The organism is Acinetobacter sp. RIT698, assembly GCF_009668065.1.
Taxonomy (GTDB): Bacteria; Pseudomonadota; Gammaproteobacteria; order Pseudomonadales; family Moraxellaceae; genus Acinetobacter; species Acinetobacter guillouiae.
On sequence record NZ_WJYH01000022.1, the window covers coordinates 1 to 14217 of the forward strand.

Annotated in this window: 13 protein-coding genes; 2 read left to right on the forward strand and 11 right to left on the reverse strand. The window is 37.5% G+C overall.

Annotated elements, in window-relative coordinates; all coding sequences use genetic code 11:
• Positions 1 to 292 precede the first annotated feature (292 nt).
• Genes lptB through GJV03_RS11195 form a run of 5 tightly spaced genes read right to left on the reverse strand, consistent with a single transcriptional unit; the run spans position 293 to position 3709 of the window.
• Positions 293 to 1036, reverse strand: coding sequence for an LPS export ABC transporter ATP-binding protein (gene lptB, locus GJV03_RS11175; RefSeq protein ID WP_151803313.1), 744 nt, complete (start codon positions 1034 to 1036; stop codon positions 293 to 295).
• Positions 1036 to 1578 carry a lipopolysaccharide transport periplasmic protein LptA gene (gene lptA / locus GJV03_RS11180; protein WP_085942773.1) on the reverse strand — a complete coding sequence of 181 codons (543 nt, stop codon included), beginning with the start codon at positions 1576 to 1578 and terminating at the stop codon, positions 1036 to 1038. Before lptA ends, lptB begins: the two co-directional genes overlap by 1 nt.
• A gap of 10 nt (positions 1579 to 1588) precedes the next feature.
• Positions 1589 to 2134, reverse strand: a complete 546-nt coding sequence (gene lptC / locus GJV03_RS11185) for an LPS export ABC transporter periplasmic protein LptC (RefSeq protein WP_004724340.1) — start codon at positions 2132 to 2134, stop codon at positions 1589 to 1591.
• 39 nt (positions 2135 to 2173) lie between these two features.
• Positions 2174 to 2713: an HAD-IIIA family hydrolase gene (locus tag GJV03_RS11190; protein ID WP_154130109.1), complete on the reverse strand. Its 540-nt coding sequence runs from the start codon at positions 2711 to 2713 to the stop codon at positions 2174 to 2176.
• Positions 2714 to 2716: 3 nt separating this feature from the next.
• Positions 2717 to 3709: a KpsF/GutQ family sugar-phosphate isomerase gene (locus GJV03_RS11195; protein WP_004822585.1), complete on the reverse strand. Its 993-nt coding sequence runs from the start codon at positions 3707 to 3709 to the stop codon at positions 2717 to 2719.
• A 198-nt stretch (positions 3710 to 3907) separates the two neighbouring features.
• Here GJV03_RS11195 and cysS point away from each other — a divergent pair, with 198 nt between their 5' ends.
• Both cysS and GJV03_RS11205 read left to right on the forward strand, forming a co-directional pair.
• Positions 3908 to 5329, forward strand: coding sequence for a cysteine--tRNA ligase (cysS, locus tag GJV03_RS11200; RefSeq protein WP_056512044.1), 1422 nt, complete (start codon positions 3908 to 3910; stop codon positions 5327 to 5329).
• 322 nt (positions 5330 to 5651) lie between these two features.
• Positions 5652 to 6272: a TetR/AcrR family transcriptional regulator gene (locus tag GJV03_RS11205; protein WP_004822589.1), complete on the forward strand. Its 621-nt coding sequence runs from the start codon at positions 5652 to 5654 to the stop codon at positions 6270 to 6272.
• Between the two features lie 46 nt (positions 6273 to 6318).
• Here GJV03_RS11205 and GJV03_RS11210 read toward each other — a convergent pair whose 3' ends face one another.
• From GJV03_RS11210 to GJV03_RS11235, 6 genes are all read right to left on the reverse strand, one after another.
• Positions 6319 to 7269, reverse strand: coding sequence for a LysR family transcriptional regulator (locus GJV03_RS11210; RefSeq protein WP_105714145.1), 951 nt, complete (start codon positions 7267 to 7269; stop codon positions 6319 to 6321).
• A 145-nt stretch (positions 7270 to 7414) separates the two neighbouring features.
• A complete protein-coding gene (locus tag GJV03_RS11215) occupies positions 7415 to 8242 on the reverse strand; it encodes an NAD(P)-dependent oxidoreductase (RefSeq protein WP_154130110.1) in 828 nt (275 codons plus the stop codon).
• 450 nt (positions 8243 to 8692) lie between these two features.
• On the reverse strand, positions 8693 to 9949 hold the full coding sequence (locus GJV03_RS11220) for an acyl-CoA dehydrogenase family protein (protein WP_154130111.1): 1257 nt from the start codon (positions 9947 to 9949) through the stop codon (positions 8693 to 8695).
• A 32-nt stretch (positions 9950 to 9981) separates the two neighbouring features.
• Positions 9982 to 11232: an SfnB family sulfur acquisition oxidoreductase gene (locus tag GJV03_RS11225; protein ID WP_004724354.1), complete on the reverse strand. Its 1251-nt coding sequence runs from the start codon at positions 11230 to 11232 to the stop codon at positions 9982 to 9984.
• A 231-nt stretch (positions 11233 to 11463) separates the two neighbouring features.
• Complete coding sequence (locus tag GJV03_RS11230) at positions 11464 to 12855, reverse strand: LLM class flavin-dependent oxidoreductase (RefSeq protein WP_154130112.1); 1392 nt, start codon at positions 12853 to 12855, stop codon at positions 11464 to 11466.
• A 299-nt stretch (positions 12856 to 13154) separates the two neighbouring features.
• On the reverse strand, positions 13155 to 14063 hold the full coding sequence (locus tag GJV03_RS11235) for an EamA family transporter (RefSeq protein WP_056512063.1): 909 nt from the start codon (positions 14061 to 14063) through the stop codon (positions 13155 to 13157).
• Positions 14064 to 14217: the final 154 nt, after the last annotated feature.

Sequence of the window (14217 nt, forward strand, 5' to 3'; positions counted from 1 at the left end):
AATAGCCTGTTATTTTTATATAACTCATAGCGTTTAAAAATATGAAATTCACATTTAAATTTTATGGGTATTATAGAAACTTAAGAATTTAGCTTAGATTAAAATTTAAACAAAACATGTAACACATTTCTTTATCTGTGACAACCATCACATTAAAACTATGTTGTTAAATTTTAATGAAATAATAATTAATGAAATATTGAATAAAAACTGGTTTTTTTTTAAATATACCTCACAAAAAGCAAAAAAAAAGATGAAGGAAGTCCTTCATCTTTTTAAAAACGCTGAGTCGTTAGACAGTAAAATCATCACCCAAATACACTTGGCGCACAGTTTCATCTGCCAACACTTCTTCTGGCGTACCTTCCGCAATCACAGCACCTTCACTCACAATATAAGCATGCTCACAAATCGCTAAGGTTTCACGAACATTATGGTCGGTAATCAAAACCCCGATCCCACGATCTTTTAACTGGCGAATAATATCTTTAATATCACCTACCGAGATTGGATCGACACCTGCAAAAGGTTCATCCAAAAGCATAAATTTTGGATCTGCTGCAAGTGCGCGTGCGATCTCTGCACGGCGGCGCTCACCACCTGACACACTCATTCCAAGAGAATCTTTAATATGGGTAATTTTAAAATCTTCTAATAATTCTTTGAGACGTTGTTGACGCTGTTGTTTATCTAAGTCTTTGCGTGTTTCTAGGATGGCCATGATATTTTCAGCAATCGTCAACTTCCTGAAAATTGAAGCTTCCTGTGGAAGATAACCAATCCCTTTACGTGCACGTTGATGCATAGCTAAATCAGAAATATCTTCATTATCAAGATGAATTTCGCCTTTATCCATTCGCACCAAACCAACGACCATATAGAAACTGGTGGTTTTACCCGCACCATTCGGCCCAAGCAAACCTACAATCTGTCCACTTTGCATACTAAATGAAACATCTTTGACCACCCAGCGTTTACTATAAACTTTTGCTAAATGTTTGATACAAAGTACTTGAGGCTGATTCGATGCTGTCATTAATCACGCGCTCCAGGGAAAGACTTGGTGCTATTTGGCGGAATAATAATTTGTACACGTCCTTTCGCAGAACCTGTGCTATTTGAACTGCCCGAAGCCTCAATATCACCTTTGTTCATACTGTATTTTAATGAACTACTGCGAATACTTGCTCCATCTTGATATAAATAAGCATTACCAATCAGATTAATAATACCTGTTTCAGCATTATAAATAATTTTTTGCGCTTCTCCACGAGCAACACCCTTAGCCGTATCAACTTGTTGTTGAAACTTTGCTGGGCCCCCAGTGGCAGTAATGGTACTAATTTGCTTATTTTTATTCAATTGAGCCACAATTGAAGCAGCTTGAAGCTTCATAGTACCTTGCTCAATGATGACATTACCGGTATATGTCGTTACACCCGCAGCTTCATTATAGGTTGCTTTATCTGCAACCAATGAAATTGGCTGATTACGATCTGACGGTAATGCAAATGCTGCTGCAGACAAGCCCATTAAACCGGCAGTGCAGATCGCTTTTATTAGGAAAGATTGTTTCATTGAAAAAGGCTTAGTTAGGTACATACTTTCCTCGAATATGTGCAAATTCATATTGACCTTGGTTTAAATCAGCTTTTAAACCCTGACTAATAAATTCTGCATCAGGTGCATTAACAGTCACTTGGTGAGTCGTTTCAAACTGACGTATTTTAGGGTAACCCGTTAACTCGTCTGTTTGAAATTCCATGGTCCCTCGTTCACCAATCTTGGTCGCTTTAACTTGTCCAGATAAAACGACTTTTTCATTGTCATTAAATCCTCGTGCTTCTTTTGCAAAAAAAGTTGAATCTACTTTATTTTGATGAAACATCGAAGCATTGAGATTACTCAATGTTGAAGTTTTTCTTTGTAAATCCTGCTCTAAACGATCCACTTGAGCACGAACATAAAGATTACCCTTTTCATCTGTTTGAACCAACTGGATACCCTCAGCAGTATACGTCATGCTTTTTGCTGAATTCGCATCCAACTTTTTGCCTTTTCCACTGTAATAGTAATAGCCACCACTGATTGCCGCGATGACAACTGCAGTCACATATAAAACCTTAGTATCCATAAATTACATTCAACATTTGATCAATCTGAATTTACGCTATTAATGCGGTATAGCTGTATATTTTTCAAGTAATTCTTGGTAAGTGCCTTTTGCCATCAGCAACATATCACAGACTTCACGCACAGCTCCACGCCCACCCATCGCCTGAGTGACTAAATCTGCTCGACGACGCACTTCAACATGCCCATTGGGTACAGTGACTTTCATTCCTGCAATTGCAAAGGCAGAAAGATCTGGCCAATCATCGCCCATATATAAACAGTCTTCAGGATCTAAATTGAATTGAGCACAAGCTTCTTTAAGTGCAGTCCCTTTGTCTTCACGACCTTGAAAGATCAAATCCACCCCCAGATCAGCCATACGCTTTTCAACAATATTGCTTTTGCGACCAGTGATAATGATGACTTTAATCCCAGATTTTTGCACCAGTTTCATGCCCAATCCGTCACGAATATCAAAGGATTTAATTTCATCCCCTGTATTGGTCAACGTCACAAAACCATCACTCAAAATACCATCTACATCTAAAACCAATGCTTCAATATGACGCGCTTGTTCCAGTAAAACATAAGAAGCCATTGATTAATTTACTCCAGCTTGAATCAGGTCATGCATACTAATTACACCAATCACTTTATTGGCATCATCGACGACAATAAATTGACTAATTTTCTTTTCATTCATTTTTTCTAAAGCTTCAACTGCACGTGCTTCTTTAGAAATGGTTGAAGGGTTTTGAACCATGACCGCGGAAACAGGCAAGTTCACATCAAAACCTTGCTGTCTATCAATTAAACGACGTAAATCACCATCGGTAAATATGCCCAATAAAGTATCATTTTCATCGACAACAGTGGTTAAACCTAAACGCTTGTTAGAAATTTCGTACAAAACTTTATTCATTGGTGTATCAGGAAATACTTTAGGTAAATCAGTGCCTGTACGCATCAAATGTTTAACATGTAACAACAATCGTTTACCCAACGCACCCGCAGGATGTGACATTGCAAAATCATCTGCAGTAAAACCACGTGCATCTAATAATGCCACAGCCAGTGCATCGCCCAATACCAATGTTGCAGTAGTACTTGAGGTTGGTGCCAAACCTAATGGACATGCTTCTTTGATATTTCCAAGTGTCAACGCAACATCTGCATTTTGTGGCATAGGTCCTTTGTCATCACCGCTGATGGTGATCAAAGGCACTTCCAAATACTTAATCAGTGGCATCAACATCATAATCTCATCACTCTTTCCAGAGTTTGAAATTGCAATCAACACGTCACCTTTGACCAACATACCCAAATCGCCATGCCCTGCTTCACCAGGATGCATAAAGAATGATGGTGTCCCTGTTGATGCGAAAGTTGCTGCCATTTTCCGCCCAATATGCCCAGATTTCCCCATACCCGTAATCACTAAACGACCTTGGCATTGTAAAATAATTTCACATGCGCGCGTAAAGCGTTCATCAATTTGAGTCGCTAAAATCTCTATGGCATGTTCTTCAATGCGTAAAGTTTCAAGTGCAACTTTTTGAAAATCAACTTGATTTGATTTATTTTCAGGATTCAAAATGGGCTAACCTTAACTCTAATAAAGAGTTTTGAATATCGAATGGAATATTTTTGCTATTTTAGCATAGCAATACAATAGGCTGCTTTCCTAAATGTATAAATTTCATTTTCTTAGAAAAATAACGTATAAAACTTTATGAAATATGGAGCTTAGGTTAAGATTAATCATCATTTTATTGAAGCCTTTAGAAAACCTATGCAACCATTTGTTCTTTACAACTCTGAGCAACGAAAAAAAGTTGAATTTGTTCCCCGTAAAGAAGGACATATCGACATGTATGTGTGCGGTATGACAGTTTATGATTACTGTCATATAGGCCATGCTCGGGTGATGGTTGCTTTTGACTACATTATTCGTTTTTTACGTAGCCAAGGTTGGAATGTTAAATACGTTCGTAACATCACAGATATCGATGACAAAATTATTGCGCGTGCCAATGAAAATAGCGAAAGCATTACAGCTTTGACCGATCGTTTTATCAAGGCGATGAATGACGATGCCGAAAACCTAGGATGCTTAGCACCTGATGAGGCACCACGCGCAACAGATTACATCGATCAAATGCAGAATATGATTGGTAACCTTGTCAATAAAGGCACGGCTTACCCTTCTGCAAATGGCGATGTGTATTTTGAAGTTGAAAAATTTAAGAACTATGGCCGACTTTCAGGACGTAAACTTGACGATATGCAAGCTGGCGCTTCTGAACGTGTTGATGTTGAAGTTGAGAAGAAACATCCATTTGACTTTGTGCTATGGAAACATGCTAAAGAAAATGAGCCATCATGGGCTTCACCTTGGGGTAATGGCCGTCCAGGTTGGCATATTGAATGCTCAGCAATGTCAACTTGCTGCTTAGGCAATCATTTCGATATTCATGGTGGCGGTTCAGATCTTTTATTCCCACATCATGAAAATGAAATTGCGCAATCAGAAGCAGCAACAGATGAACAATATGTAAACTACTGGATGCATGTTGGCTTTATCAATGTCGATGGTGAAAAAATGTCTAAATCTTTAGGCAACTTCTTTACCATTCGTGATGTGATGGAGAAATTTCATCCTGAAGTGATTCGTTATTTTATTGTGTCATCACACTATCGTAGCCCTGTAAACTTCTCGGACTTTGCACTAAAAGAAGCAAAAACTACGCTTTCTCGTTTTTATCATGCATTTAAAGCATATCAACAAGTCTATGGCGATAAAACCACAGATCTGTTAGATGAAACGCTCGTCGAGCGCTTTAATTCAGCAATGCGTGATGACTTCAATACATCTGAAGCAATTGCAGTTTTATTCGAAATTATTAAAGAATTGAATCGTGCGGTTAAAGAAGAGAATGCAGCGCAATCTACGCTTTATTATTCTACTTTACGCCACTTGACCAATATTCTTGGCTTGGTTCAATACAATGTAGATGAGTTTTTAAAATCAGACATTGGTCAAGAAGCACTTGGTTTATCCGAAGCTGATATTGAAGATTTCATTCAACAACGTGTTGATGCCAAGAAAAATAAAGACTTTGCCCGTGCAGATGAAATCCGTCAGTCTTTGCTTGCTCAAGGTGTAGTACTGGAAGATACACGTCAAGGTACCATTTGGCGCCGCGCGGATTAATTTCTAAGAGCTTTATTAAAAAGAAAAACCTGATCAAATGATCAGGTTTTTTTGTAAAGTCGTTGCTGACTAAATATGTTTTTAAACGGTACATCTCTTACAGTTTCACTATATTCATCGTATGACCATACTTAAGTTTAGTTTTATAAATTGTTCGTTGAAGTTTTATCTCTCCTAATTTACTTATATAAAAGCTAAATTATTAAATACATTAAAAAAATAAATATTTTATTGAATATGATGGACTATAGTTTTATTGAATCAGCGAAATAGCTGATATACTCTGAGTCCAGTTCTTCATCAGCGGTTTTGGATCAATAGAATGAGTTCAGTGCGCCAACAGAATTTTCTTCTTCGCAAAGAGAAAATTTTAGCAATGGCAGAAACCTTATTGCTTGATAATAATCAGGATATTACGTTAAGTGAGCTTGCTGCTGAACTAGATATCGCAAAAGGAACGATCTATAAACATTTTAAAAGTAAAAACCAACTATATCTCGAACTGATTATTTTGAATGAAAAACGACTTTTAGATATTTCTAAAGCCTATCATCACGATATTAAAATCTATGTATCTGAATACATGTTATATAACATGTTAAATTCGAATCGAACAATTTTACTGCATGTGATTGAAGAGCGTTTAACCAATAATGAACGTAAACTCAAAGACTTATTCGAAGAACTTTATAGCATACGTGAACAACGTATTTTAGAAATTAAAGATCTTTTCGGAGCACATCTCAAAGCCTTAAACAGTAGTATGTCAATCCGCGATTACTTGTCTTATATCTGGACAGTGACTTATGGCGCATCATTATTATTAAATTCTACGCACTATCAAAAGTCTATTGGCTCTCGTGAACGCTTAATCAAACTCTATGTCAATCAAGCATTGATGACACCTGATAAGCTAACCGATTCAGAGCATCAAGCGAATTAATGTTAAAAGAATAACTGTTCTTAAGCTGTTCAGTTTTAAAAGTCCTCTAAACTTCAGGCTGATCAGCATGACCCAATAACTGACTGGGTAAAGGCATTGAGTTCACCTGACTAAAAATCTCATAACACATATGTCTTAACCACTGATGACTGGTTTTATGGTGACATGACATATGCCAATACTGCTTAATCGAATAAGTCGGAAACGAAATTGGTGCTGGAAAAATTTGTAAGTTTCCTCGTGACAACAAGACCTCACTCAAATAATAAGGAACGGTTGCAATCGAGTCAGTATCTTGCACCACCAATCCAACACCAAGATAACTCGGGATACGCATCAATACATCACGTTTTAAATCCAAATTTAACAGCTCATTGGCGATGTGATAATGCCCCACACCCGCATCAATATCGATGTGTGACTCACTCAAATACTGCTCTACGGTCATGCTTTGTTGAGTTAATCGTGGATGATCTTTAGATGCAATCACCACATAAAATTGTTCGAATAATTTTTGTTGATAGAAACCATTTTCTAATTGCGGTAAAAAACCAATCGCCAAATCAATTTCACCATTTGCCATCTGATAACTGGTTTCAGAGGTGATGGCGCGAACATTTAATTTGACATGCGGTGCATGTGCTTTGAGATATTGAGAGATTTTAGGCAATAAAACTAAGTGAGAAACATCCGTCATCGCAACTGTAAATTGTTGCTGTGATGCTGTTTCATCAAAATCCACACTAAAATTATTAATAATTTCAACTTTACTCAGTGCTTCACTGATCAAAGGATAAAGTTGTTTAGATAATTCTGTAGGCACCATTTCATTACCAATCCGTAAAAACAACGGATCGTTATAATGAACACGAATTTTGTTCAGAATATTGCTTACTGTAGGTTGGCTCATCGCTAAATGATCTGCGGCAACAGAAACACTTTTAAACTTGTAGATATAGTAAAAAATACTGAGCAACTTACAATCTAACTCATACACGAAATTACATCTCACTCATTTTTAGATTCAATATTATATATTCTGCTTTTTTATAAAAATTTCCAATGTTTTAATGTACCGATTTTAAACAATCAAACCAGGATTTTAAAATCGGTACGAATTATTGGCGCGATCCGTTCAGCAATTATTCTTTAACAAACAAATCAACCATCAACTCATCCTCTGAATCAGCATAGCGATATTCAGTAAAATCTGTAATACCCGACTCTCGTAGGATTTCTTCATCAATCAACAAACGTCCTGTTAAAGCACGTTGCTCACTGTTTAAAATACGATAAGCGGCGTCTGCCATAATGTTCGGTTTACGAGCTCTGCTAAATAATTGCTTACCGCCTAAAGAAAACTCAATTGCAGCTGTGGCAATAATCGTTCTCGGCCATAGTGAGTTTACACTCACTCCATAACTGGCAAACTCTTGATTCATCCCTAAAGTCAGCATACTCATGCCATATTTAGTAATGGTATAAGGTGCATAGCTGGCAAACCATTTTTCATCCAAGTTTAACGGCGGTGAAAGATTTAAAATATGTGGATTGTCACTGTTTTTTAAGTACGGTAACGCAGCTTGACTACATACCATCACAGCACGTGTATTAATCTGATACATTAAATCGAAACGGTTTGGGTCAAGCGTCTCCACACCAGACAGTTTAATCGCACCAGCATTGTTAATTAAAATATCAATTCCACCGAAATGCTCTGCTGCTTGTTTCATGGCAAGCGCAACCGCATCTTGATCACGTACATCCAGTTGAAGTGCTAAAGCTTGACCACCTGCCGCCTCAACTTCTTGAGCAACAGTAAAAATCGAGCCTCCTAATTTAGGATGCTCTTGTGTAGATTTTGCAGCAATCACAATGTTCGCACCATCTTGTGCAGCTTTTAGTGCAATCTCTCGCCCTATTCCTCGGCTTGCACCGGTAATAAAAAGTGTTTTTCCTTTAAGCGACATGATTTCCTCGTTGTATTTGTTTTTTGCTGTACTAGGGTCTGTTGATATTTCATAAATGGCTTGCGTTGTAGGCTAAAATTGAGCAGATAAGGCATGAAACGAAAAGAATAGCGAGACTATTTTTGAGTTTCATAACGCAGACTGAGATAATTTTAGCCACAACCCTACGGGACTAGTGTGTTTTTTGCCGCTATGTCGTTACAAACTACTCATTTAGAATGACTAAATTTCGTATTTCTCGCCTCATATCGTCTAAAAAACACTCGTTGTCGCAAACATAGAAGAAGTGTCAACAGACCCTAATCTACTTAACTTTGTTTTCTCCTCATAGTACCAAATCTGCCATTTTGTATACTCATGAGTACAATAATTATTGTTTTTTATGGTGTTTATAAAAATCAAAAGCTTGCATAAGCAAGCCTTGGACTAAAGGTGGTTAAAATTTAAATTCTAGGCAGCGCCAACTTTTGGACTTGTTCCAATTTGCCAAACAAAAGGCAATGGTTCACGATTGACTTCCCAATCACCAATCACTTTTTCCTTATATACGACTGGATTATGTGAAGATACGACCCGCGCATTGCGCCAGAAGCGATCAAGTTGTTTTGTGGTGGTACTTGCAGATGCGCCAAGCGCATTAAATAACTTACTGGTTAACTCCAAGACTAAATCAGAAATAACCACCTGCCCTTGTGCTGCCTCTAATTCAGCATCATTATTTGCTTGAATATTTTTTACTTCGGATTCACTAAAGTGACTGATATATGCACGCTGCAAAGCTTCTGCTGTTTGAGTGGTAATACTTTCACTTGCATAGGCTTGTGCGGAAGCTTTACCAATCACTTGTAAAATCTGTGGATCATTACGTACTAAATCAGCATTGCCATGACTAAAAATACGATCACGCTTTTGTACTTCATGAATAAATGTTGCAACTGCTGACTGTGCAATCCCCGATAAGGTCGCCAAATGAATCACTTGGTAGAATGCAGTTTGATATTTAAAACGTTGCTCAAAAGGCAAAATATGGTCTGCTTCGATTGCAACATTGCTTAACGTTAAAGTGCCACTCCCCGTAGTTTTTTGACCGAAACCATCCCAATCATCCTGTACTTCAACCCCAGAAGCATGTCGAGAAATCGCAGCAATAACATGCTGATCAGTACGTTCATCATAGGCAAATAAATCAACCCAATCCGCAAAGATTGTACCTGTTGAATAGTACTTCTTCCCATTGACCAACAATTGATTATTATTTTGAGTCACACGGGTAATCACATCACCAATTTTCACATGACCGATTTCAGTCCATGCATTTCCCACCAAATCACCTTGAACAAAACGTTTAAACCATAATTCTTGGTTCTTAAACTTATGTGCATTTAATCGATCTTCAACAAAAGCGAAATGCCCCCGCAATGCTTGCACAATATTTGAATCGGCCTTTGCAAGTTCAGTGAGCAATTGAAATAACTGAGGTAAAGACACCCCATCTCCACCAAACTTGACTGGCACACGTAATGCACCAAAACCTGCATGTTTTAACCAGTCTATTTGCTCATACGGTAATATACGCTGTTGCTCGCGCTCAACGACACCTTGTGAAATCTTTTCAAAAATTGCACGATACTTTGACGCAACCTTCTCATAGTCTGCTGAGATTGATAAATCTTCAATAAAACGGTTTTGAATATCTAAGTTACCCATTTTTTCTCTCCATCTGTTGGTTATTTTTATTCTTAACTCCACGCATGGCGTGGTAAGTGAATGTTATTGAGATAATAATTACCGACTAAATTAAATTTCCAACGTACAGGATCATGCAAAGTATGAGTACGTGCATTACGCCAATGGCGATCTAAATTTAATTCAGACAATGTTGAACGAGTACCTGATAATTCAAATAATTTATTAGAAGCCAGAATGGCAATTTCAGTTGTTAATACCTTGGCTTCTGCGACCAGTAATGCCGCCTGATTAACATTCTCTTCAGATGGATCTGCGATTGCTTGATCAATTGCATCACCAGCCAAGTCTAAAACAGCTTCGGCTGCACGTAATTTGATTTTTAACTCCCCTATACTTGCAATGGTATACGGATCATCGCTGGCTTTTTCTAAACCTGAGTCAATCCAAGGGCGTGAATGTAAGCGTACATATTGAATCGTTTCATCAATTGCACCACGAGCAATACCAGCATCTACTGCGGCTTGAATAAATTGAGAAATAGCACCTGCTGCTGTAGGTCTTTCAAAGGCTTTGTGAATCGGCACAATATATTTTTCATCGACTTGAACTTGTTTCAATAACACAGTTCCACTCGCTGTGGTTCTTTGTCCAAATCCAGACCAATCATTAACAATTTCCAGACCTGTACTGGTTCGTGGCGTTAAGGCAACCACAGGCAGCCCCTCTTCATTAACTGCTACGACAGGTACCCAATGTGCCAATAAAGCCCCAGTAGCAAAGAATTTTTGACCATTAATTTCATAACCTTGGGCTGTTTTATGTATTTTGGTTTCTAAGTCAGCAACGGTCTTGCTACCTTTTTCTGAAAACGCATTGCCCAGACGCCGACCTTTTAAAATTTCAGCAAAGAAAAATTGTTGCTGCTCAGGACTGGCATCTAAACGGAGATGCTCAATAAAAGCCCAATGATTTTGAGCAATTTGTCCAAGTGAAGGGTCTACACTAGAAATGGTCTTCACCACTTCCGCTAAAGTACGATATTTCACTTCAGCCCCACCAAAGGCCTGAGGAATATTAATCCCCCATAAACCACTTTGTGAATAGAGCTGTATCTCCTCAAGCGGCAAACGACGTTCATAATCACGTTGTGATGCTTCTTTGGCAAACTCTTTGGCCAAATTTTTCGCCACTTGAATGGCTTCCGCATCCGATTGAATAACGTGTGCATCATGATTCAATTCAAAAAATTGCAAAGGAACCGCTGTCTGAGAAGAAAAGTTTTTTTGGTTTAAATCCGTCATTGTTGTTACTCTTTTAAATAAGCATAGATTTAAACTAGCACTATTTTTTTATACTATTTATACGAATAAATGCATTTATTATTCAAAACAAAATCATAAATTTATCATTAAAATTCATAACTATTAAAATCATAAAAAAGCCCACATTATATGGGCTGGGCTCTAACTAATGAGCTCAATCAATATACAATAAATAATTATTTAAAATGCATATTTAAAATTGGATTTAGACTAACTTGCTTGTGCCAATCTATCCGTATTCTCTTTACGATATTGTGCGCCTCGATGATTCTCTGGCAAATAAGCACCTTGTTGAAATAGTTTTTCTCGTAGAGTCCCCTGACGATATTCTGTTTGATAAACACCACGACGTTGTAACTCAGGTACAATAAAATCTACAATATCAATAAAAGTTTGATGAGCAAGAATATAGGCTAAATTAAAACCATCAACATCGGTATCTTCTACCCATTGTTGTAACTCATCTGCAACCGTTTGTGCTGAACCGACCAATACAGGACCATTCCCCCCCACACTATTCCAATGGGCAATTTCTTCAATTGTCCAAATACGCTTAGGATCTGCATTGACATAAGCATCTAACATCGATTGAATCGCATTAGTTTCAATATACTCAACTTTATCATGCGGTTGATACTGTGAAAAATCCACACCAGACCAACCAGATACCAAGGTCAATGCACCATCATAGCTTCCATAAGATTGATATTCTTTAAATTTCGCCTGTGCCTTTTGATCCGTTTCATCGGTTACAATTGACAATAAGGTATAAATTTTAACAGCATAAGGATCTCGCCCTTCCTGCTTTAATTTTTCACGAATACTTTGAACAATTTTCTTGGCTGCTATTTTTGACGGTGGCGCAATAAAAATACATTCGGCATTTTGGCTTGCAAATTTTTGTCCCCGAGCTGAAGCACCTGCTTGGTATAGCACAGGCGTGCGTTGTGGCGAAGGTTCACAAATATGAATACCGGGAACTTTAAAGTATTTCCCCTCATGTAAAATAGGATGAACTTTTGTATGATCAGCAAAGATTCCTGCCTGCTTATCTCTTAAAACAGCATCATTTTCCCAAGACCCTTCCCACAGCTTATACAGCACTTCTAAATACTCATCGGCAATGTCATAGCGATCATCATGATTTAATTGCGTATTTAGTCCTAAGTTTTTAGAACCACTTTCCAAATAGGAGGTGACGATATTCCATCCCACCCGACCTTTGGTAAGATGATCTAATGTACTGATTCTTCGTGCAAAAGGATAAGGATGTTCAAAAGATATTGATGTAGTTACACCGAAACCTAAATGCCGTGTTACCGCAGCCATCGCTGGGACAATTTGCAAAGGATCATTGACCGGGACTTGTACTGCACCCGTTAATGCATGTTCTGCACTGTGGTGGTAAACATCATATATCCCGAGTACATCCGCAATAAAAATGCCATCAAACACGCCCTTTTCCAAAATTTTAGCAAGGTCAGTCCAATACTCAATATCTTTATATTCTGTCGAACGATCTGAAGGATGACGCCATAAACCAGGAGATTGGTGGGCAATACAATTCATTTCAAAGGCGTTAAAGCGGATCTGCTTAGTCATTTCTCTTCAACTCATTTTGGTTATTATTTTTATCCTATGCCATTTATCTTTATTCTTTTATCTCAATATCTTCAATTATTATCATGATTGCTTTTATCTAAAATGGTGAAGTGAATATACTATTTTATAAAAAGTGCTTTATTTAAAATGACTCATATTGGCCTTTATCATTCTGTAAGTATCATGATTAACTTTGTATAAAAATTAAAAACATATCTTATTTAAAAAGCATCAATCCAAACTTAGTTTAAGGTTAATCACTCAGCATAAAATCTAAAGGAAAAAAGCAAAATTCGATGCTAATTTTCAATCTTTTTAGCCAGCAATTGACGTGCTTTAAAATCTTTATAGAAGTATAAAATTAGTCCAAAGATCAAAACCGCCGCACCAATAAACACACTCATTGTTGGTTTTTCATTATTGAGCATCGCGCCTAAAAACATGGCAATCATCGGGGTCATCACAGTCGTCAATGACAAAGTCGTGGCTTTAATATTTTGCACCAATTTAAAATAACAAAACATCGCCAGTAATGAAGCCATCAATACGGTATAAATCAATGCCAATAATGATTTGGTTTCTGGAATATGCGTAGGCGCATACTGCCAAATAAAAGGAATAATACACATTGCAGCCAAGGTAGAAACCAAGATTGAACCTGTTGCTTGCGCCATTGGAACGACATCTGCATTCACTTTTTTTACCCAAAAGATGGAGAAAGCATAGGTAAATACACTCATCAACATCAACAAGATTCCAACAGGATGCACATGTTGACTTGCCCCGCTACTGGTACAAATAATGGCGAGGCCAACAACAGCAACCAGCATCCCAAGCCATTGAATCCCCAGTAATCTTTGACCAAAAACAAAACGACCAATAAGCCCTGCCATAATTGGAGCTAACCCAAACATCAAAGCAATAATACCTGAACTTAAATAACTGGTTGCAGCATAGGTAAAAATTTGCGAACCAATCAGACTAAATGAGCCTGCTAAATAACTATGTAAAGCAATTTTATTGCACGGTAATTTAACTTTTAAAATTAGCAATAGAATTAAAGCAATCGGCAAGGCGATAAAAAACCGCAAAACCAAGGCCCACATCATATGTAAATCTGCCACACTCCATACAATTGCCAAAGGCGTACTTGCCCAAATGAAGACCAATAAAATATAGGTCGTCATCAGGTTGGATTTGGAGGGCATATAGATTCCTAAATGACTGCTGGATGTGAATTAAAATGTGCTGGGTTTAAAAAAGAATTTCTACATTAATCTTTGCAAATTCACTTAAATCTTAATCAAGCAATGTGAAGATCTATTGAAAAGCAAGGTCGAGTCATTCAAAAGGTCGAAAAAA